Raw genomic sequence first — 20,278 nt, forward strand, 5'->3', positions numbered from 1 at the left:
CATGCGCTTCATCACTCGGCGTCCCAGGCGATCGGCGGCAGGGACGCGATGACAGGCCGCGAGAAGAGATAGCCCTGGAACAGCTTGACGCCGATGCCGCGCAACGCGCGCAACTCTTCGCGCGTCTCGATGCCCTCGGCGACGACGCGCACGCGCAACTCGCCGCAGGTCTGGACGAAGCCGCGCACGATGGCCAGGCGCACCGGGTCGGCATCGACGCCCCGCACCAGGCTCATGTCGACCTTCACGATGTCGGGCTGGAAGCCCGCCAGCAGCTCGAAGCCCGCGTAGGCAGCGCCGAAGTCGTCGATCGCCGAGGTGAAGCCGTAGCACTTGAAAGTCTTGAACGACGCCGCCAGGCCGGGCAGGTTCTGCACCCGTTCGCCCTCCGTGAGTTCGAACATCAGCTGTTCGACCGGGAAGCCGAAGCGCGCCGCAGCGGCCATCGCGCTGCGAAAGCACTGCTCCTGGCCGGCCACGTCGTTGGGCATGACGTTGAGGCTCAGCTTGGCCCGCATGCCCAGCCGGGCCGCCAGTTCGATGGCGCGCATGCGGCAGGCCTCGTGGAAGGCGAAGCGCTGCTCGGGGCCGACCTGTCCCAGCACCTCGAGTGCGCCCTCCCCCTCGAGCCCCCGCACGAGTGCCTCATAGGCGAAGACCGCGCGCTGGTCGGCGTCCACGATGGGCTGGAACGCCATGGTGAAGGCGGGGAGGGTGGGGGAAGCCATCTCTCCTCTATCGGCGCCCGGCGCCGAAAGTTGAGTGCCGGGGCCGCGCCCTCAGAAGGCGTACTCCCCGACCACCCGCCGCACCGTCCTCAAGGCACTGTCCAGGCTGTCGAGCGCGACCGAGCCGAGCGCCAGGCGCAGGGCGTGCGGCACCTGCCGCGAGGTCGCAAAGGGCTCGGCCGTCGACACCGAAACCCCTTCGCGCATCAGCGCCGCCGCGACCCGGTCGGCGCGGACCTCTTCGGGCAGCGGCAGCCAGGCGAAGTACGACGACGGATGGCGCACGCAGCGCAGGCCGGCGAGCGCGGCGCCGGCCATCGACTGGCGCCGCGCGGCGTCCTGTCGCTTCTCGGCTTCGAGCCGCGCGACCGTGCCGTCCTCCAGCCAGCCGCAGGCGATCGCCGTCGTCACGCCCGGCGCGCACCAGGTGGTGGCCCGGATCGCGCGCTCGATCCTCGGCACCCAGGCCTGGGGCGCGACGACGAAGCCCACGCGCAGCCCGGTCGCCACGCTCTTCGACAGGCCCGAGACATAAACCGTGCGGTCCGGCACCAGCATCGCCATCGGCGGCGGCGGGTTGTCGGCCAGGAAGGCATAGGCCGCGTCCTCGATGACGAGCAGGCCGTGCTGCCGGGCGATCGCGGCCAGGCGGCGGCGACGGGTCGCGCTCATCACCCAGCCGAGCGGGTTGTGCAGGGTCGGCATCGTGTAGACGGCCCGGACCCGGCGCCGCGCGCACAACCGCTCCAGTGCGTCGAGGTCGGGCCCCTGCCCCGCGGCCGGAACGGGCGCCAGTTCCAGCCGTTGCGCCTCGGCCAGGACCTTGAATCCCGGGTAGGTCAGCGCATCGACCGCGACCACGTCGCCCGGTTGCAGCAGCGCCATCACCGTCACCGCCAGGCCGTGCTGCGCGCCATCCACGATCAGTACCGAAGACGCCTCGGCCGCCAGCCCCCGCGACGCGAGGTGCCGGGCGACGCAGGCGCGCTCGTGCATGCGCCCGCCATGGGGCGCATAGCGCAGCATCGCTTCCAGATCGCCGCCGGCGGCGACCTGTCGCAGGGCCGCGCGCAGCAGCTCGGCCTGTCCCGGCAGCGACGGGTAGTTGAAGTTCAGGTCCACCAGGCCCGCCGCCACCGCCTGCTGGTCGACGCCCTGGCCGTAGGGAAGCGCCGCCTCCCGAACGAAAGTGCCGCGTCCGACCTCGCCGCTGACCAGGCCCATGGCCTCGAGCTCCGCATACACACGCGACGCCGTGACCAGGCCCAGGCCGTGGCGCTCGGCCAGCCGGCGATGGGTGGGCAGGCGCGTGCCCGGCGGAAGACGCCCGGTGCGGATCTCGGCTGCGAGTTCATCGACCAGCTGCTTGTATCGGGCTTCGGCCATCGTTCGGTGTATTCATGACAATTTTTTGATTGTATTGATCGCTGCGCCTACGATGGCAACACCATGCACATTGCCATCCTCACCTTCGACGGCTTCAACGAACTGGATTCGCTGATCGCCCTGGGCGTCCTGAACCGGATCAAGAAGCCTGACTGGCGCGTGACGCTGTGCTGCCCGACGGCGGAAGTCACGTCCATGAACGGCGTCACCGTGCGCGCCCAGTCGTCGCTGGCGGACGCTCGAGATGCGGATGCCGTCGTCGTCGGCAGCGGCGTGCGGACACGTGAAGTCGTCGACGACCCTGCGCTGATGGGGCGCCTGGCCTTCGACTCCGGCCGGCAGCTGATCGCGGCCCAGTGTTCCGGCGCCTTGATCCTGGCCAGGCTCGGCCTGCTCGGCGGCGTGCCGGCCTGCACCGACCTGACCACCAGGCCCTGGGTGCAGGCGGCCGGCGTCGAAGTCCTGAACCAGCCCTTCCATGCACGCGGCAACGTCGCCACCGCGGGTGGCTGCCTGGCCTCACCCTACCTGGCGGCCTGGATCATCGCCCGCACCGAAGGACCCGAGGCCGCGAGGGCGGCGCTGCACTACGTGGCGCCCGTGGGGGAGAAGGAAGCGTACGTCGCCAATGCCTTCGGGCAGATCGCACCGTACCTGCCGCAATAAGGTCTCAGCTCTCCCGGCCGGCGTCGCTGATATGCCGCGCATAGACCGCCAGCACGATGCGCTCGGAATGCACGAGGTAGTCGTTGAGCGCGGCCGCCGCGCCCGCGTAGTCGCCGGCTTCCGCGAGTTGGAGGATCTTGACGTTCATGTCGACGTACGGTGCGTGCAGGAACTCGGGATCGCGCAACAGCCCGAAGGCCAGCCGCAATTCGGCCAGGACCGGCGCGAACAGTTGATTGAGCCGCTCGCTGTCGGCCAGCTCGACAACGGCCATGTGGAAGGCCATGTTCGCGGTGCCCACGCCCAGCCAGTCGCCTTCGGCACGGCAACGCAGCGCGGTCTCGACCGCGTCGCGCATCTTCTTCTTGGCCGGATGCCTTGGATAAGCCTGGGCGAGTGCCTGGCACTCGATGAGCCGCCGCACGCGGTAGATGTCGATGATCGACGCGATGCTCGGAACCGCGACGAACACCCCGCGGTTGGGCGCGTGCTTGACGAGGCCGTCCTTGGTCAGCACGCGGAAGACCTCGCGCAGCGTGTTGCGCGAGACGCCCATGCTGTCGCTCAACGCCTGCTCGGAGAGCCGCTGGCCGGGTGAGAACTCGCCCTGGGTGATCTTCAGGCGCAGCTGTTCGGCCAGACGCTCGCTGAGCGGCTGATTCTGCGTCTCGAGGGGGACGGGGGGCGGGGAAGAAGGGGGGGGTGCGGCAGGCCTCATGGGGCCCTGGTTCTAACAGATGCGCTGCCACCGCCCCGCGATTGCTCAACAAAACTGGGGTTTTTACCTATAGATTGGCACGAAACTTGCCAGCAATCTTCATTGAATTGTTCAACAATCTTATGCCTTTGACTCAACTGAACATTCAATTTGTTGAGCCAACCACCCTTCACCAGGAGTAACCGCCTTGCCCACCGACATCAACCTTTGGCCTCTGCTCGGGGTCGCCGTCATCATCGCGGGGTTCATCCTGCGCTTCAATCCGATGCTGGTCGTCATCGTCACGGCCATCGTCACCGCCTTCGCCGCGCACTTCCCGGTCGACAAGATCCTCGCGGCGATCGGCACCGGCTTCATCAAGACGCGCAACCTGCCGCTGATCATCCTGCTGCCGCTGGCCGTGGTCGGCCTGCTCGAGCGCCACGGGCTGCGCCAGCATGCCCAGAACTGGATCAGCACGATCAAGTCGGCGACGGTCGGGCGCCTGCTGATCGTCTACCTGGGCGCACGGCAACTGACGGCCGCGGTCGGCCTCACCAGCCTCGGCGGCCATCCGCAGATGGTGCGGCCGCTGCTGGCACCGATGGCCGAGGGTGCGGCCGAAGCGCGCTACGGCAAGCTGCCGGACCGCATCCGCCACAAGCTGCGCGCCTACGCCGCCGCCACCGACAACGTCGGCCTGTTCTTCGGCGAAGACATCTTCGTGGCCTTCGGCGCCATCGTGCTCATGACCACCTTCCTGCGCGAGGCGGGTATCGACATCGAGCCGATCCATGTCGCGCTGTGGGGCATTCCGACCGCGACCTGCGCCTTCCTGATCCACGCCTGGCGCCTGCGCCGGCTCGACCGCATGCTGGAACGCGAACTCGGCGGCGCCGCGCCTGCGCCAGCGACCGGCGATGACGTCGCAGTGAAGGGCGCCTGATCATGACGCTCTCGATCGTTCACCTCTACTATCTGGTCGGCGGGATACTCGCCATCACCGCGGTCATGACGCTCAGGGACCGCCAGCATCCCAAGCGCTATTCGAGTGCCTTCTTCTGGGGCCTCTATTCCCTGGTGTTCCTGGTCGGCGACCAGTTGCCGCCGGTGTGGGTCGGAATCGGCGTCGTGGTCATGGCGCTGATCGCCGCCTTCGGCGGTGTGGGCGTCGGCCGCCACAGCGAGCGTTCCGCGGCCGACTACGCGGCCAGCGCCAAGCGGCTGGGGAACAAGCTGTTCATTCCGGCGCTGGCGATCCCGCTGATCACGATGCTCGGGACCGTCTTCGCCAAGTACCTCGTGTTCGGCGGCACGCCCCTGCTCGATCCGAAGAACAGCACGCTGGTGAGCCTGGGCGTGGGCTGCATCTTCGCGCTGGGCCTGGCGTGCTGGCTCACCAAGGAAACGCCGGTGCAGGGCATCCGCGAATCGCGCCGCCTCACCGATGCGCTCGGCTGGGCGCTGGTGCTGCCGCAGATGCTCGGCATGCTGGGACTGGTGTTCTCCGATGCGGGCGTGGGCAAGGCCGTCGCGCACATCACCACCAACTACATCAACATGGACGTGCGCTTCTTCGCCGTCGTCGTGTACGTGGTGGGCATGGCGCTTTTCACCGTCATCATGGGCAACGGCTTCGCGGCCTTCCCGGTCATGACGGGCGGCGTGGGCGTGCCGATCCTGGTCGGGGTGTTCCACGGCAACCCGGCGGTGATGGCCGCCATCGGCATGCTCTCGGGTTACTGCGGCACGCTGCTGACTCCGATGGCCGCCAACTTCAACATCGTGCCCGCCGCGCTGCTGGAGCTGCCCGACAAGAACGCGGTGATCCGCGCCCAGATACCGACCGCGCTCACGCTGCTGACCTGCAACGTGTTCCTGCTGTACTTCCTGATGTTCCGCTGAAGGTTCCGTGATGAAGATCGACCTGAACAGCGACCTGGGCGAAAGCCTGGGCGCCTGGCGCATGGGTGACGACGACGCGATGCTCGGCATCGTGAGCAGCGCCAACGTGGCCTGCGGCTTCCATGCGGGCGATGCGGCCGGCATCCTGCGGACGCTGCGCCGGGCGCAGGCGCTCGGCGTCGCGGTGGGCGCCCACGTGGCCTACCCCGACCTCGCCGGCTTCGGCCGGCGCAACATGGACGTCGCCAGCGCCGACCTGGTGGCGGACGTGATCTACCAGATCGGTGCACTCCAGGGCCTCGCGACGGCCGCGGGCACCACGGTGCGCTACGTCAAGCCGCATGGCGCGCTCTACAACACCATCGCGCACGACGAGCGCCAGGCGCGCGATGTCATCGCCGCCATCCGTGCGATCGACGCCCGGCTGGTGCTGGTCGGATTGGCCGGCTCGCCCTTGCTCGACTGGGCCGAGGCGGCCGGGCTGCACACCGTGTCCGAGGCCTTCGCCGATCGTGCGTACATGCCCGACGGCTCGCTGGTCTCGCGTCGCCTGCAGGGCGCCGTGCTGCACGATCCGCAGGCGGTGGCGGCGCGCATGTCGCGGCTCGCGACCGACGGCGTGATCGAGGCCATCGACGGCAGCACGGTACGCATCCGGGCCGACTCGATCTGCGTGCATGGCGACAGCCCCGGCGCCGTCGAGATGGCACGGCAGGTGCGAAGCCTGCTCGAGCACTCGGGCGTGACCATCCGGCCCTTCGTCGACGCCGCGGCCCAGGGGGCGCCGCGATGATGCGATTCCTGCCCGTCAACCTCGACGCGCTGATGGTCGAGCTCGACGACCTGGCGCAGACGCTGGCCCTGCTCGAATCGCTCCAGGCCGAACCCATCGCCGGCATCGAGGAACTGGTGCCCGCGGCACGCACGCTGCTGATCCGCTATCGACCCACGAGGGTGTCGCACGAGGAACTCGTCGAGCGCATCGGTGGCCGCAGCCTGCACGCGCCGGTGGCGCGCGCGGCGACCCGGGTCGAGATTCCGGTCGACTACCAGGGCGAGGATCTCGACGAGGTCGCGCAGATGCTCGGGATCTCGCGCGAGGAAGTGATCCGTCGCCACACCGGCAGCGACTACACCGTCGCCTTCACCGGCTTTGCGCCGGGCTTCGCCTACCTGAGCGGCGGCGATCCGGGCCTCGACGTGCCGCGGCGCACGACACCGCGTACGCGCATCCCCGCGGGCGCCGTCGGCCTGGCGGGCCTGTTCAGCGGCGTCTATCCGCAAGCCAGCCCGGGCGGCTGGCAGATCATCGGCCTGACCGCCACGCCGATGTGGGACCTGGGCCGCGAGGTGCCGGCGCTGCTGCAGCCGGGCTTCAAGGTGCGCTTCGTCGACGCCGCCAGGCGGCCCGCCCCGCCCTCGCCAACGCCGCGGATCGCGGCGGCCGAACCGGCCGTCGCCTCCGATCCCGGCGTCGCGGCGCTGGAGGTCGTCGCCACCGGATTGCAGGCACTGTTCCAGGACCTGGGCCGGCATGGACAGGCCGGACAGGGCGTGTCGGCGTCGGGCGCGATGGACCAGGGCGCTTTGCGCGCGGCCAACCGGCTGGTCGGCAATCGCGCGGACGCGGCCGGCCTCGAACTCGTCTACGGCGGCTTCCAGTTCGTCTGCCGGGGCGAAGCCGTGGTGGCCTTCACCGGTGCCGATGCGCCGGTTCGCCTCGTGAACGCCGCTGGCACGGTGCTGACACTTCGGCGCCATGAAGCCGTGGCGCTCGCGGACGGCGACACCGTGACGCTCGGCGAACCGGTCGCCGGCATCCGCACGTACCTCGCGGTTCGCGGCGGCTTCAACGTCGCCCCGGTCCTGCACAGCTGCTCGACCGACACGCTGGCCCGCATCGGCCCGCCGCCCATCCAAGCCGGCGACCGGCTCGGACTGCGACCGGTCGAACGCGGCGCCGTGGTGGGCCTGCCCGAACCGGGGCCGGGCGACCTGCCGACTTCAGGCAACGTCGTCGTGCTCGACGTCGTGATGGGCCCGCGCACCGACTGGTTCACGTCCGAGGCGATCGCGCTGCTCGCGAGCCAGTCGTGGTCCGTGACGCCGCAATCCAACCGCGTCGGCCTGCGCCTCGCGGGCGAAGTCCCGCTGGCCCGCGCCCGTGCCGGTGAACTGCCGAGCGAGGGCACGGCGCTCGGCGCGATCCAGGTGCCGCCGAGCGGCCAGCCCGTGCTGTTCCTTGCCGATCACCCGTTGACCGGCGGCTACCCAGTGATCGGCACCGTGGCGCCGCATCACCGCGATCGCGCCGGGCAGATCCCGATCGGCGCCGTCGTTCGCTTCAACCCGATCCGCTCCTTCCATCCGACCACCCGTTCCGTCCCGCGAGAGAACCCATGAAAAAAGTCCTGATTGCCAATCGCGGCGAGATCGCCGTGCGAATCGTTCGCGCATGCGCCGACTACGGCGTCCAGTCTGTCGCCGTGTACGCCGATGCCGACCTCGACGCGATGCATGCGCGGATGGCCGACGAGGCCTACGGACTCGACGGCCAGCGGCCCGCCGACACCTACCTCGACATCGACAAGCTGCTGACAGTGGCGGCACGCAGCGGCGCCGATGCGGTGCACCCGGGCTACGGCTTCCTGTCGGAGAACGCGGCCTTCGCGCGTGCCGTCATCGGCGCCGGCCTGACCTGGATCGGCCCGCCGCCCGCGGCCATCGAGGCGCTGGGCGACAAGGTGCAGGCCCGCAAGATCGCGCTGGAAGTCGGCGCGCCGCTGGTCTCCGGCACATCGGAACCCGTGCGCGACGCGCAGGAGGTCGTCGCCTTCGCCGAGAAGAACGGCCTGCCGATCGCCATCAAGGCGGCCTTCGGCGGCGGCGGCCGAGGGCTCAAGGTCGCGTGGCGGCTCGACGAAGTCGCCGATCTCTACGAATCGGCCGTGCGCGAGGCCGTCACCGCGTTCGGACGCGGCGAGTGTTTCGTCGAGCAGTTCCTCGATCGGCCGCGCCATATCGAGGCGCAGGTGATCGCCGACACCCACGGTCACGTGGTCGTGCTCGGCACGCGAGACTGCTCGCTGCAACGGCGCAACCAGAAGCTGGTGGAGGAAGCGCCCGCGCCATTCCTCAGCGACCTGCAGCGCGAACGCATCCATCAGGCCGCGCGCGATGTCTGCGCGCGTGCCGGCTACGTCGGTGCAGGCACGGTCGAGTTCCTGCTGAGCCCTTCGGGAACGATCTCCTTTCTCGAAGTGAATACGCGCCTGCAGGTGGAGCATCCGGTGACCGAGGAAACCACGGGCATCGACCTGGTCGTCGAACAGCTGCGCATCGCCGACGGCTTGCCGCTGTCGATCACCGAGACGCCCCGGCCGCGCGGCCACGCCTTCGAGTTCCGCATCAACGCCGAGGACGTCGGCCGCGGCTTCCTGCCCACGCCCGGACCGGTGCACCTCTTCGAAGCGCCTTCGGGTCCCGGCGTGCGTGTCGACACCGGCGTGCAGTCGGGCTCGACGGTGCCGGGCACTTTCGATTCGCTGATGGCCAAGCTGATCGTCACCGGTGCGACGCGCGCGCAGGCCATCGCGCGAGCGCGTCGTGCGCTCAAGGAGTTCCGCATCGAAGGGGTGGCTTCGGTGCTTCCCTTTCACCGCGCGGTGATGGCGCACGCCGACTTCGTCTCCGCCGATGCCTTCAAGGTCCACACCCGCTGGATCGAAACCGACTTCGCGAACACGCTGGCCGCGGCGGTGCGGCCCGAGCCTTTGGCGGACGTGGCGCTCGTGCGGACGGCGGTGGAGATCGACGGCCGCCGGATGGCGCTGGGCCTGCCGGCCGCGCTGTTGCGTGGGCTCGGCTCGGCAGCGGGCACCGGCGCGGCAAGCGAAGGCACGGCCGAGGCGCCGGCGACGGTCGATCCCGCATCGATCGCGGCGCCGATCTCCGGCACCCTGCATGCGTGGGCCGTGGCCGACGGCGACGCCGTCGCAGCGGGCGACACGATCGGCACGATGGAGGCCATGAAGATGGAGATGCAGGTCAAGGCGCATCGCACCGGACGCATCACGCTGAAGTCGGCGCAGGGCGCCTATGTCGCCGCGGGAGCGAGCATCGCGGAGATTCATTGACCGAGCAGGTCGGACTCAAGCCGTCCACTCGACCCATCGAGCGCGCCAGGCGGGATCTGGCCTGAGTCGAATCTTCACCGAGTTCCCGCAGCCGGCGCCGACTCGTCGTCGATCGCCTTGCGCACCGCCTTGTAGAAGTCCTCTCGCGCCATGCTGTCGGCACGGTCGTTGGCCCCGCCCGCCCAATCGCCGTTGGAGGCGATCACCAGCCTGCGCTTCGGATCGATGAAGATGCCCTGGCCGAAGATGCCGCGCGCCGCGAAGCTGCCGTCGTCGTAGGTCCACCACTGGAAGCCGTAGCCGCGGCCCGGCTGCCCGATGTCGGCCTGTCGCGTGGTGGCCTCGGCCAGCCAGCCGTCCGCCACCACGGGCTGCCCGCCGGCACGCGCGCCGTCGAGGACGAACTGCCCGAAGCGCGCGAAGTCGCGCGTGGCCGCCTGGATGCAGCAGCCGCTGATCTCCTGGCCGGTGCGGCTCAGGAGCCAGGTCGCCTGCTGCTCCATGCCGGCCGGCACCCAGATCTTCTCCGACAGGTAGCTGGCCAGCGGCTTGCCCGTCGCCCGCGCGACCAGCACGCCCACCAGGTTGGTCTCGCCGGTGCTGTAGTTCCAGCGCGTGCCGGGCGGCACCGCCCGCGGCAGCTTGCGCAGATAGCTCACGAGCGCATCGACGCCTTCCTCGGGCTGGTGGTTGTTGAAGCGCGCCACGTCCGAGTCCGGATCGGCGTAGTCCTCGTTCCAGCGCACGCCCGAGGTCATGGTCAGCAGTTGGCGGATGCTGACCTCGTCATAGGCCGAGCCCTTCATCTCCTGGATGTAGTCGCTGACCTTGTCGTCGAGGCTGCGGATCTTGCCGTCGCGCACGGCGGCGCCGAGCAGCGTGGAAGTGATGGACTTCGCCACCGAGAAGCTGGTCCAGCGCCCGTCGCGGTCGAAGCCCAGGCCATAGCGCTCCAGGCGCAGCTTGCCGTCATGGAGGATCAGCAGTGCCGCACTCCTTTGCTGGGCCATGTAGGCATCGACATCCACGGGCAGGGCCAGTGGCGGGCCCGGCGGCAACGGCGAGGGCTTGCCGCCAGCGGCGACGACATGGGCCTTGGCCAGCACCGGCAGGCGATCGAGGGCCCGGAAGGCGGCGTCGCGCTGCGGCTGGCTCCAGAACAGCAGGTCGCGGTCGGTCGGCAGCGTGGCGAGCAGCCCGCGCGTTTCCTTGTCCAGGCTGAACCAGCCCGCGGTGGCGGCGATGGCGGCGACTGCGAGGGCGCCGAGGATGATCTTGCCGAGCTTCATGCTGCAACCCACTGAAGTGATGATGTGCAGCGCATTGGACAGCAATCCGGACGCACCGGCCAAGCGCGGCCCTCGGGCGTTCCCCGCCCCGCCCCCCCTCCGCCAAGGAGGGGCGTCCACGCCACCCCCCCTTCCAAAATTCCGCCTGTCCCGCAAGCACACCGGGTGGTCGAGGCTGGCCCTCGCCAGCGCTCGATCGCTTCACTTCCTCGCCATATTTCCAAAACCGCAGAGACCCCATGAAGAAAACCCTGATCGCCCTGACCGTCCTCGCCGCCGGCGGCGCTTCCGCCCAGTCCACCGTCACGTTGTTCGGCGTCGTCGACGCCACGGTCAGCGGCTATTCGAACAAGGCCGAGACGCCGTTCGGCGTCGGCGTCACGACCAGCAGCACGGGGCAGAACAGCTCGGGCTACACCGGCAGCCGCCTGGGCTTCCGCGGCACCGAGGATCTGGGCGGTGGCGCGGCCGCCAGCTTCTGGCTCGAAGCCGGGATCCTCAACGACACCGGCAACGGCGTCACGCCCAGCGGTGGCCTGGCCTTCAACCGCCGCTCGACCGTCAGCCTGTCGGGCGCCCTGGGCGAGGTCCGCCTCGGCCGGGACTACACGCCGACCTTCTGGAACGACGCCGTGATGGATCCGTTCACCTCGAACGGCGTGGGCATCAACCTGATCGCCACCGCGAGCGGTTTCAACACTCCGGGCCAGGTGGCCAACGGCTTCCAGGGCAATCCCAACTATGTCCGGGCCTCCAACTCGGTGGGCTACTTCCTGCCGCCGAACCTGGGCGGCTTCTACGGCCAACTCATGTACGCCTTCAACGAGGCGACCAAGTACGACCCGGGCACGCTGACGCCGAACGTGCCCAACAGCCAGCGCGCCGGCCGCTATGTGGGCGGGCGCTTCGGCTACGCCAAAGGCCCGCTGGATGTCGCCGTGGCGGCCGCCCGCAGCACCATCGGGGACCAGTTCTTCCAGGGCACCACGAGCTATCTCGACATCTGGAACCTCGGCGCCACCTACGACTTCGGAGTCGTCAAGCTGTTCGGCGAGTACTCGCACAACAAGACCAAGACCGACTTCTCCGGCATCCCGCCGCTGCCCAATGCCTTCGGCTTCACCAGCCCCGGTGCCAACGGCGCCCTGGTCGGTGCCACCGTGCCGGTCGGACCCGGCCTGATCCGCGCCGTCTACACCCAGGTCAAGTACAACAACGTCACCGCCCTGAACCAGCTCATCCCCGGCCTGTCGCCGGATCCGAAGTCGGAGAAGTTCGCCCTCGGCTACGTGTACAACCTGTCGGCGCGCACGGCCCTGTACGCGACCGCGGCCCGCATCGACAACAAGGGCGGCGCCGACCTCACGGTGGGCGGGCCGGCCTTCTACGCGAAGCCGATCAACGGCGTCGTGCCGACCGCCAAGACCTCCACCGGCTACGACGTCGGCATCCGCCACATCTTCTGAGAGCGGCGGACAGCGGACTCACCATGAACATCCCCAAGGACTACACCCTGGCCGCGCTGAAGGCGCATGTCGGCCACGACTTCGGCCACGCGGCCCCCGTGCTGCTCGACCAGCGGCGCATCGACAGCTTCGCCGGCTGCACCGGCGACAGCCAGTGGATCCATGTCGACGTCGATCGTGCCCGCACGCAGGGGCCATTCGGCCACACCATCGCGCACGGCCTGCTGGTGCTGTCGCTGATTCCGGCGGCGCATTTCGAGCTCGGCGTCTATCCGGCCGACGCGAGCGGCGTGCTCAACTACGGCTTCGACCGCGTGCGCTTCCTCGCGCCGGTGCCCAGCGGCAGCTATGTCCGCCTGCAAGTGGAACTGGCGGAGGTCACTGAGAAGCAGCCCGGCCAGTGGCTGGTCCGCTGCCGCAACACGGCGCATGCCCGTGGCGAGGCATGGGGCTCCGTGATGGTGGCCGAATCGCTTGCGCTGGTGATGGCATGAGCACCGGTGCGCACATCCGCGACGACCTGCCTCGCGACGGCACGCGGCTTGCCGATTCGCTGGCCGCGCTCGCCGCCGCCGTCGGCACCCGTCCGGTCGAGGCCCTGCAGAGCCTGCACCGGTCCGGCGCGGCCCTGCTGGACGTCGCCATCGGCCGCTCGACCGTCGAGCCCGCCGCCGGCGACCGCCGCTTCGACGATCCGGCCTGGCAGGGCAATCCGCTCTATCGCGGCCTGATGCACAGCCACCTGGCGCTGGTGCGGGAAGCCCAGCGCCTGGCCGGCGAACTCGATCTGTCGCCACGCGACGAGGCCCGCACCCGCATGGCGCTGGGCATGGTCGCCGACACGCTGGCGCCGACCAACACGCTGCTGGGCAATCCGGCGGCGCTGCGCCGCACGCTCGATACCGGCGGGCGCAATCTGCTCGACGGCGCACGCAACCTGGTGACCGACTGGCGCGACAACGGCGGCCTGCCCGCGATGGTCGACGGCACCGCCTTCGGCGTCGGCGAGAACCTCGCGGTCACGCCCGGCTCGGTCGTGTATCGGCATGCGATGCTGGAGCTGGTCCAGTACCGGGCGCAAACACAGAAGGTGCACGGCACGCCGCTCTTCATCGTGCCGCCGCAAATCAACAAGTACTACATCTGGGACCTCGCGCCCGGCCGCAGCCTGATCGAGTACCTGGTGCAGCAGGGCTTCCAGGTCTTCGTCGTGAGCTGGTTCGATCCCGGCGCGGCACAGTCGGGCTGGGGGCTGGAAGACTACGTGCTGGCGCTCGAAGAGGCCATGCAGGCCGTGCGCGACATCTCCCGCGCGCCGCAGATGCATGTGCTGGGCGCCTGCTCCGGCGGCATCACCGCATCGGCCCTGCTCGCCTACCTGGCGGCCAAGGGCAGCGACTGGGCGCGAAGCCTCACGCTGCTGGTGTCGCTGCTCGACGTGCAAGGCATCGCCGACAGTTCCATGGGCCTGTTCGCGCACCTCGAAACGCTCGAGCTCGCGCGCACGGCCAGCGGGGGCAGCGGCGTGCTGCAGGGCAAGGACCTGGCCAAGGTCTTCGCCTGGCTGCGGCCGAACGAGCTGATCTGGAACTACTGGGTCAACAACTACCTGATGGGCGAGAAGCCGCCGACCTTCGACGTCCTCTACTGGAACTCCGACACCACGCGCCTGCCCGCACGGCTGCATGCCGACTTCATCGCGCTGCTGGAGACCAATGCGCTGGCGCACGAAGGCGGACTCTCGATCGGCGAGCTGCCGCTGTCGCTCGCCAACGTCGCCTGCGACAGCTACATCGTCGCCGGCCGCACCGACCACATCACGCCCTGGGAGGGCTGCTACCAGACCCGCCGCATGCTCGGCGGGCACAGCGAGTTCGTCCTGACCTCGAGCGGGCACGTGCAGTCCATCGTCACGCCGCCCGGCGGCAAGAAGGCGTCGTTCCTGACCAACGCCGATGCGCACGACACGCCCGAGGGCTTCGAATCGGGCAGCCTGGCGAACGAAGGAAGCTGGTGGCCGCACCTCACGGCCTGGCTCGCGGCGCGCTCCGACGCGCAGAAGCGGGCACCGGCCCGTGAAGGCTCGCGCGACCATCCGGCCCTGTGCACGGCACCGGGAACCTACGTGCTCGGGCCCACCGGGTCGGCGGCCGAATGAAGGCCGGGGTCCGGCCTCTGGAGACCTTCCCGGTCCGCATCGGAACCCAGCGCCTGCGCGTCGCCATCGGCGGCGCGCAGGACGCCGAACGCACCCTGCTGCTGTTCAACGGCATCGGCGCCAGCGTCGAGACGCTGGCGCCTTTCATCGCCCGCTTCTCGCACACCCGGGTCGTCACCTTCGATGCGCCGGGCGTCGGCGAATCGCCCGCGCCCTGGCTGCCCTACCGTCCGCGCGACATCGCGCGCCTGGGCGCCGACCTGCTCACCCACCTGGGCGTGCAGCGCGCCCATGTGTTCGGCGTCTCGTGGGGCGGTGCCGCGGCGCAGGAGTTCGCGATCAACCATCCGCGCCGCTGCAGCACGCTGACACTGGCCGCCACCTGCGCGGGCATCGTCATGGTGCCGGGCCGGCTCAACGTGCTGCTGAAGATGTTGAGCCCGCGGCGCTATGTCGATCCGGCCTACCTGATGCGCATCGGCGGCGAGCTCTACGGCGGCGAACTGCGCTTCGAGAGCGAGCTGCTGCAGCTGCATGCGCAATCCATGCGCAGCCCGAGCTGGCACGGCTACTTCTACCAGCTGCTCGCCACCGCGGGCTGGACCAGCTGGCCCTGGCTGAAGCGGGTGCAGGCGCCGGCGCTGGTGATGATGGGCAGCGACGATCCGATCGTGCCGCCGGTCAACGGCCGCATCATCGCGGCCGGGCTGCCCCGGGCGACGCTGGAGACGGTCGACTGCGGGCATCTCTTCGTGCTGACCCGCGCCGCGCAGACCGCGCGGCGCGTCGAGCGGTTCATGGACCAGCACGCGGCCTAAATCAATCCACGCAGCCGGCGCTGGGCGCGGTCGAGTCCGACGACCAGGCGATTCTCGATGCCTTCGGCCTCCGTGATCCGCTCGTCGAACCACATCGCGTCCGCGTTGGCGACCTCGGACATCTTCTGCATCATGGCGACGATCAGGGCGTTGTGGTCCCTGATCAGCCCGTCCCAGAGATCGACATCCGCCTGGGCGCCTTGTATTTCCACGTAGCTGGCCGTCATGGTTGTCTCCTGCGCTCGTGTGCCGCATAGCGTAGCACTGCGACGTGCCGGCGGCGAGCGCGGTGGAGACGGCCCGGTCACTCCTCCAGCGCGTTCAGGATGTACACCGCCTCGAGCAGCGGCGAGGGCCGGGCGCCGGCCGGGAAGGACTGGCGGAACACCTCGGTGATCGCGCCGCTGCGGTAGGTCTCGGCCAGCCCGCGGTTCACCGCCAGCCGCAGGTCGGCGTCGCGCCGCATCATCAGCGCGTAGGGCTCGATGGACAGGTAGTCGTCGCTGAGCTTGAGCGCCACCGTGGAGGGCTGGCCGAGCGCTTCGCCCAGCAGGATGAGGCGGTCGGTGGCGTAGGCGTCGACGCGAGCGGTGCGCACCGCCGCGATGCCCTCGGTGTGCGTCTGCATCGGGACCAGCACGGGCGCGATGCCGCGCGCCGACAGCCTCTTGAGTACCGCCTCGGTGGTGGTGCCGGGGATGACGCCCACGCGCTTGCCGTTCAGGTCGGCCGGGCGCGCCATGGGCGACGAGGCCTGCGTCACGAAGGAGGCACCCTCGACCCAGATCGTGTTGCTGAAATCCACCTGCTGCTCGCGGCCCAGCGTGCGCGTGGTGCTGCCGCATTCGATGTCCACGGTGCCGTCGTTCACCGCCTGCATCCGCGTGGCGGCGGTCACCGGAACCCACTGCACATCGAGCTTGGGCAGCTTGAGCTGCGCCTGGATGGAAGCCGCCACCCGCTGGCACAAGGCCACCGAGTAGCCGGCCGGCTTGCCGTCGGACCCCTTGAAGGAGAAGGGCTGTGCATCCTCCCGGTAGCCGAGCTTGAGGGTCTGCGTCTGCGCGACCCGCGGCAGCGGAGCACCGGCTGCCGCGCCGGGCGGGTTGGCGCAGGCGCCGAGCAAGGCAGAGACGAGCACGAGCGCACACGGCGCCAGCAACCGAGCTTTCATGGATTCCTCCTGCCCCACATGACCGGGAGCGGGTGCATTGTGCTTGCCGCCGTCAGCGCCGTCCATGCCCGCCCGACGGACCGGCGAAGGCGCCGTCGTCATAGGCCGCCGAATAGGCCGACCAGTCCGCGCGCACCTGGGCGGCACATTCCGCCGATGCTTCCAGCAGGCGGCCCCTCCATTTCGCGCGGCCGCCGAAATCGATCAACGCGTCGGCGGTGGCCGATCCTTCGCGCCCGGAACTGCGCAACTGGGCCCACGCCACCAGCTTGCCCATCACCGCGATCACGCCTTCGAGGTCGGCGAGATTCCTGGCCGACTGGCCGCCGAGCACGACCCGGTCCTCGGTCGGTTGCAATGCGCGCAACACGTAGGGCGTACCGCCGGCGACGATCGGCTGCAGAAAGGCCATCGACACCGCCTGGAGGCGACGCTGAAGCGCCACCACGCGGTGCGCCTGCGACTTCCACTTCGGTTGCGCCACCTTCAGGTGCGGCGTCAGCGACGACGCAAGCGCCTGCTTGAGATCGAGCACGTAGTTGCCGTCCGGCGAACCCTTGCCCTCGACCAGGATCGCATAGCGGTCGACGCCCAGGCTGCCGGTGCCCGCAATGCGGCGCGCCACGTCGAGCACCTGGTAGAAGTCCGGGTTCGGCTGCGCCTCGGCGTACTGTGCGACCACCGCGCGGACAGCCGCGTCCTGCGCCTTGTCGACGGCGAGCGCCTTCTTGCCGTCGATCCGCAGCACGCGACGACGCGCCCTGAGCTCGGTGCGCGCAGCGAGGAACTGCGTGCGCTGCCGCTGCCGCAGGCCGTCGAGCAGCGCCCCCACCAGGCCCTGCGCCGTGTCGCGCTCCACCCAGTAGGCCTTGCCCGCGCGAAGGGTCGTCGCATAGCTTTCGAGGAAGATCTCGCAGAGCTTCCGCGTTTCGCGGCGGCGTGCCGTGAGCGTCTCGCCGCCGACCCACAGGCTCGCCAGGCAGCGGACCAGGTCCCAGCTCACCGGCGCCAGCGCCGCCTCGTCGAAGTCGTTGATATCGAAGTAGACCAGCCGGTTGTCGCCCTTGTAGCTGCCGAAATTCTCAAGATGCAGGTCGCCGCAGACCCACCCCAGAGGCGCCGACCGGAAGATGCCGCCGCCCGGAAGGCGGTCGTAGAAGAGATGGCAGGTGCCGCGCAGGAACACGAACGGGCTGGTGCGCATGTTGCGGTACTTGAGTTGCAGCCGCTCCGGGTCCCGGTTCGCGTTGAAGGCGAGGATCTCGCGTACGACGTCCATGTCTGCACCTCCAGGTACGGTCCATTCGAGCCTAGCACTGCACGTACACTGCGTCGACCCGTGATGCCCGACCGCATGGAGAAAACATGAACAACCGTGTGCTGGACCCGATCGATCGCAACTCGGAGATCCTGTTCGGGCTCTTCATGGTCCTGACCTTCACCGGCACGCTGAGCGTGGCTTCGGCGGGACCGAAGGAGGTGCGCGCCATGCTGATCGCGGCCATCGGCTGCAACATCGCCTGGGGCCTCGTCGACGGCGTGATGTTCATGCTGCGCCGCATCGTCGGCCGCGCGCGCCAGGCGATGCTCTGGCGCCGGGTGGTCTCCAGCCAGCAACCCGAAGAAGCGCATGGACTGATCGCCCAGGAGATCGGCCCGCTGTCGGACGCGCTCGGGCGCCAGGATTTCGAACGCACGCGCCAATGGATGCTGGCCCAGCCCGCGCACGTCGCGCCGGCCCGCGTGCTGAAGCGGAAGGACGTGGTCGGCGGCCTGGGCGTCTTCCTGCTGGTCTTTCTTTCGACCTTTCCGCCGACGCTGCCCTTCCTTTTCTTCTCCGACCTGCGCACCGCGATGCGCGCGTCCGCCGCGATCGCGATCGTGATGCTGTTTCTCTGCGGCTACGAATGGGGCCGCTACGCCGGCACCCCGCCCTGGCGGGCCGCACTGCTGATGGTCGTGCTGGGCGTGACCATCGAACTGATCGTCATCGCGCTGGGCGGTTGAGCGCGCGGCCCCGCGGCCGACCCTCCCCCTCCTTCGCGGAGGGGGCCGCCGGGACGTCCGGACGATAGATTGGCGGCACGGACCCCACGGGTCCGCCCCTTGCCGCGCCACCCGGGTGCGGCCCCCTTCCACAGGAGCACAGCATGCATTCGCCCGAGCCGGCGCTGGCCGCCGCAGACCGCGAGGACGCGGGCACCCAGCCCACGCTGACGGTCGAGGTCTACTTCGATTTCGTCTGCCCCTGGTGCCTGATCGGCAAGCGCCAGCTCGACGCCGCCGCCAGCCGTCTCGCTGAACTGCGGCCCGATGTGCGGTTGCACATGGTCTGGCATTCGTACCCCTTGCTGCCCGACGTGCCGGCGGCCGGCCTGCCTTACCAGGCCTTCTATGTGGCCCGCCTGGGCAGTCCCGAAGCCGTCGCCAGGCGGCGCGCGCAGGTGCTGCAGGCCGGCCAGGCGGCCGGGGTCCCGTTCGCCTTCGACCGGATCGCCGTGATGCCGAACACGGCCGCCGCCCACGCCCGGGTCGCGCAGGCGGCCGCGGTCGGCACCGAGGTCCAGCAGCGCCAGCTGATCGACCGCATCTTCATGGCCTACTTCAACGGCGGCCGGGACATCGGCGACGCCTCCGTGCTCGCGCAGCTGGCGCGCGAATGCGGGCTGCCGGCCGAGGCTCCGGTCCCTGGCGGCGAGCGCAGCCAGGGCCGCCACCCGCAGGCCAAGGTGCGCCACCTGGTCAGCGGGGTGCCCTTCTTCGTGTTCGACGCATCGCTGGCGCTGGCCGGCGCCGTGTCGGCCGACACGCTGCTGGACGCCATGCTGCGCGCACTCACTCCGGCTTGAAGTCGATCGACTTGAGCACCTCGCCCACGCGCCGGTAGTCAGCCGCGAGCGAACCCGTGAGCTCCTCGGGCGTGCGGGTGCCGCCGGCCTCCAGCCCGGTGTCGAGCAGATGCGCGCGCAGCGCCGGCTGGGCCAGCGCCTTCAACGTCGCCTCGCGCACGCTGGCCTGCACCGCGGCGGGCACGTCGGGCTTGAGCCAGAGGCCCATCCACGAGACGGTCTCCAGCTGCGGATAGCCCAGCTCGGCGAAGGTCGGCACCTCGGGCAGCAGGGGCGAGCGCTTGGGCGTGCTCACCGCGAAGGCCTTGATCTTGCCGGCCTTGATCAACGGCAGCGAAGTCGCGATGCCGTCGAACATCAGCGGCACGTGGCCGCCCATCACGTCGGCGAGCGCCGGCGTGGAGCCCTTGTAGCCGACGTGCGTCATGTCGAGGCCGGCCGCCTTGTTGAGCTGCAGCCCCGCCACGTGCGACACCGTGCCCGGGCTGTACGAGGCATAGCTCACCTTGCCGGGGTTGGCCTTGACCCATGTCAGCAGCTCGCGGAAGTTCTTCGCCGGCACCGTGGGCGCGCCGACCATCACCAGGCCGCCGTGGCCGAGTTCCGCCACCGGCTTGATCTCCTTGGCCATGTCCACCCGCAGCTTGATGATGTGCGGGATCTCGCTCACCAGCGAGTTGACGCCCACCAGCAGGGTGTGGCCGTCGTGCGGCGCGATCGAAAGCTCGTTGACCGCCAGCACCCCGCCCGCGCCGGGCTTGGGGTCGACCACGAAGGGCTGGCCGGTGTCTTTCGACATCTGGTCGGCCACCAGGCGCGCGATGATGTCGGCGGTGCCGCCGGCCGGGCCGGCCACGATCACGCGCACCATCTTCTCGGGCCATTTCGCCGCCGGCTGGGCCTGCGCCATCGCGAGACCCGAAATGCCGAGGCAGGACACGCACGCGGCCTGGATCATCCGGCGCCGCCATTGATTCGGATTCATGTTCGGTTTCCTTCTAACTGT

Annotated in this window: 20 protein-coding genes; 12 read left to right on the top strand and 8 right to left on the bottom strand. The window is 69.8% G+C overall.

Translation table 11 applies throughout. The annotated features are described in order from the left end of the window. Nucleotides 1–11: 11 nt before the first annotated feature. Together QTI68_RS07125 and QTI68_RS07130 are read right to left on the bottom strand one after the other, a co-directional pair. Nucleotides 12–728 carry an EAL domain-containing protein gene (locus QTI68_RS07125; RefSeq protein ID WP_286520598.1) on the bottom strand — a complete coding sequence of 239 codons (717 nt, stop codon included), beginning with the start codon at nucleotides 726–728 and terminating at the stop codon, nucleotides 12–14. Between the two features lie 51 nt (nucleotides 729–779). Then, nucleotides 780–2,114: an aminotransferase-like domain-containing protein gene (locus QTI68_RS07130; protein ID WP_286520599.1), complete on the bottom strand. Its 1,335-nt coding sequence runs from the start codon at nucleotides 2,112–2,114 to the stop codon at nucleotides 780–782. Between the two features lie 63 nt (nucleotides 2,115–2,177). Here QTI68_RS07130 and QTI68_RS07135 point away from each other — a divergent pair, with 63 nt between their 5' ends. Further along, nucleotides 2,178–2,780: a DJ-1/PfpI family protein gene (locus QTI68_RS07135; protein ID WP_286520600.1), complete on the top strand. Its 603-nt coding sequence runs from the start codon at nucleotides 2,178–2,180 to the stop codon at nucleotides 2,778–2,780. Between the two features lie 4 nt (nucleotides 2,781–2,784). On the opposite strand, the gene QTI68_RS07140 is transcribed toward QTI68_RS07135, so the two are convergent. Continuing rightward, nucleotides 2,785–3,498: a GntR family transcriptional regulator gene (locus tag QTI68_RS07140; RefSeq protein WP_286520601.1), complete on the bottom strand. Its 714-nt coding sequence runs from the start codon at nucleotides 3,496–3,498 to the stop codon at nucleotides 2,785–2,787. 187 nt (nucleotides 3,499–3,685) lie between these two features. On the opposite strand from QTI68_RS07140, the gene QTI68_RS07145 reads away from it, so the two are divergent. From QTI68_RS07145 to QTI68_RS07165, 5 genes are read left to right on the top strand one after another with little or no spacing between them, the layout of a single operon-like run. Beyond that, nucleotides 3,686–4,423, top strand: coding sequence for a DUF969 domain-containing protein (locus QTI68_RS07145; RefSeq protein WP_286520602.1), 738 nt, complete (start codon nucleotides 3,686–3,688; stop codon nucleotides 4,421–4,423). 2 nt (nucleotides 4,424–4,425) lie between these two features. Beyond that, nucleotides 4,426–5,382: a DUF979 domain-containing protein gene (locus QTI68_RS07150; RefSeq protein WP_286520603.1), complete on the top strand. Its 957-nt coding sequence runs from the start codon at nucleotides 4,426–4,428 to the stop codon at nucleotides 5,380–5,382. A gap of 10 nt (nucleotides 5,383–5,392) precedes the next feature. Next, complete coding sequence (locus QTI68_RS07155; protein WP_286520604.1) at nucleotides 5,393–6,175, top strand: LamB/YcsF family protein; 783 nt, start codon at nucleotides 5,393–5,395, stop codon at nucleotides 6,173–6,175. Then, nucleotides 6,175–7,785: a 5-oxoprolinase subunit B/C family protein gene (locus QTI68_RS07160; protein WP_286521538.1), complete on the top strand. Its 1,611-nt coding sequence runs from the start codon at nucleotides 6,175–6,177 to the stop codon at nucleotides 7,783–7,785. Before QTI68_RS07155 ends, QTI68_RS07160 begins: the two co-directional genes overlap by 1 nt. Further along, nucleotides 7,782–9,518 (top strand): acetyl/propionyl/methylcrotonyl-CoA carboxylase subunit alpha, encoded by a 1,737-nt coding sequence (locus QTI68_RS07165; protein WP_286520606.1) that lies wholly within the window; start codon nucleotides 7,782–7,784, stop codon nucleotides 9,516–9,518. The genes QTI68_RS07160 and QTI68_RS07165 overlap by 4 nt, the downstream gene beginning before the upstream one ends. A gap of 74 nt (nucleotides 9,519–9,592) precedes the next feature. Here the strand turns inward: QTI68_RS07165 and QTI68_RS07170 are convergent, their stop codons facing one another. Continuing rightward, nucleotides 9,593–10,807 (bottom strand): serine hydrolase domain-containing protein, encoded by a 1,215-nt coding sequence (locus QTI68_RS07170; protein WP_286520608.1) that lies wholly within the window; start codon nucleotides 10,805–10,807, stop codon nucleotides 9,593–9,595. Nucleotides 10,808–11,046: 239 nt separating this feature from the next. Between QTI68_RS07170 and QTI68_RS07175 the strand changes: the two genes are divergently transcribed. Genes QTI68_RS07175 through phaZ form a run of 4 tightly spaced genes read left to right on the top strand, consistent with a single transcriptional unit; the run spans nucleotide 11,047 to nucleotide 15,249 of the window. Next, nucleotides 11,047–12,273, top strand: coding sequence for a porin (locus tag QTI68_RS07175; RefSeq protein ID WP_286520609.1), 1,227 nt, complete (start codon nucleotides 11,047–11,049; stop codon nucleotides 12,271–12,273). Nucleotides 12,274–12,296: 23 nt separating this feature from the next. Next, nucleotides 12,297–12,767 (top strand): MaoC family dehydratase, encoded by a 471-nt coding sequence (locus QTI68_RS07180; protein WP_286520610.1) that lies wholly within the window; start codon nucleotides 12,297–12,299, stop codon nucleotides 12,765–12,767. Beyond that, nucleotides 12,764–14,431: an alpha/beta fold hydrolase gene (locus QTI68_RS07185; RefSeq protein ID WP_286520612.1), complete on the top strand. Its 1,668-nt coding sequence runs from the start codon at nucleotides 12,764–12,766 to the stop codon at nucleotides 14,429–14,431. The genes QTI68_RS07180 and QTI68_RS07185 overlap by 4 nt, the downstream gene beginning before the upstream one ends. Continuing rightward, nucleotides 14,428–15,249, top strand: a complete 822-nt coding sequence (phaZ, locus tag QTI68_RS07190) for a poly(3-hydroxyalkanoate) depolymerase (RefSeq protein ID WP_286520613.1) — start codon at nucleotides 14,428–14,430, stop codon at nucleotides 15,247–15,249. The genes QTI68_RS07185 and phaZ overlap by 4 nt, the downstream gene beginning before the upstream one ends. Here phaZ and QTI68_RS07195 read toward each other — a convergent pair. The 3 genes from QTI68_RS07195 to QTI68_RS07205 all read right to left on the bottom strand — a co-directional run bounded on the left by QTI68_RS07195 (nucleotide 15,246) and on the right by QTI68_RS07205 (nucleotide 17,702). Beyond that, on the bottom strand, nucleotides 15,246–15,476 hold the full coding sequence (locus QTI68_RS07195) for a hypothetical protein (RefSeq protein ID WP_286520614.1): 231 nt from the start codon (nucleotides 15,474–15,476) through the stop codon (nucleotides 15,246–15,248). The two genes, phaZ and QTI68_RS07195, sit on opposite strands and share 4 nt — an antisense overlap. A gap of 77 nt (nucleotides 15,477–15,553) precedes the next feature. Further along, the gene (locus tag QTI68_RS07200) at nucleotides 15,554–16,423 is read right to left on the bottom strand and encodes an amino acid ABC transporter substrate-binding protein (RefSeq protein WP_286520615.1); all 870 of its coding nucleotides are present in this window, start codon (nucleotides 16,421–16,423) and stop codon (nucleotides 15,554–15,556) included. Nucleotides 16,424–16,475: 52 nt separating this feature from the next. Beyond that, entirely contained in the window at nucleotides 16,476–17,702 is a 1,227-nt protein-coding gene (locus QTI68_RS07205) for a DUF2252 domain-containing protein (RefSeq protein WP_286520616.1), read from the bottom strand. An 86-nt stretch (nucleotides 17,703–17,788) separates the two neighbouring features. Between QTI68_RS07205 and QTI68_RS07210 the strand changes: the two genes are divergently transcribed. After that, entirely contained in the window at nucleotides 17,789–18,430 is a 642-nt protein-coding gene (locus tag QTI68_RS07210) for a VIT1/CCC1 transporter family protein (RefSeq protein ID WP_286520618.1), read from the top strand. Nucleotides 18,431–18,573: 143 nt separating this feature from the next. Beyond that, nucleotides 18,574–19,272, top strand: coding sequence for a DsbA family oxidoreductase (locus QTI68_RS07215; RefSeq protein ID WP_286520619.1), 699 nt, complete (start codon nucleotides 18,574–18,576; stop codon nucleotides 19,270–19,272). On the opposite strand, the gene QTI68_RS07220 is transcribed toward QTI68_RS07215, so the two are convergent. After that, nucleotides 19,259–20,257, bottom strand: coding sequence for a Bug family tripartite tricarboxylate transporter substrate binding protein (locus tag QTI68_RS07220; protein ID WP_286520620.1), 999 nt, complete (start codon nucleotides 20,255–20,257; stop codon nucleotides 19,259–19,261). The two genes, QTI68_RS07215 and QTI68_RS07220, sit on opposite strands and share 14 nt — an antisense overlap. Nucleotides 20,258–20,278 lie beyond the last annotated feature (21 nt).

Origin of the sequence: Variovorax sp. J31P207 (assembly GCF_030316965.1) — a bacterium.
GTDB lineage: Bacteria > Pseudomonadota > Gammaproteobacteria > Burkholderiales > Burkholderiaceae_C > Variovorax > Variovorax ginsengisoli_B.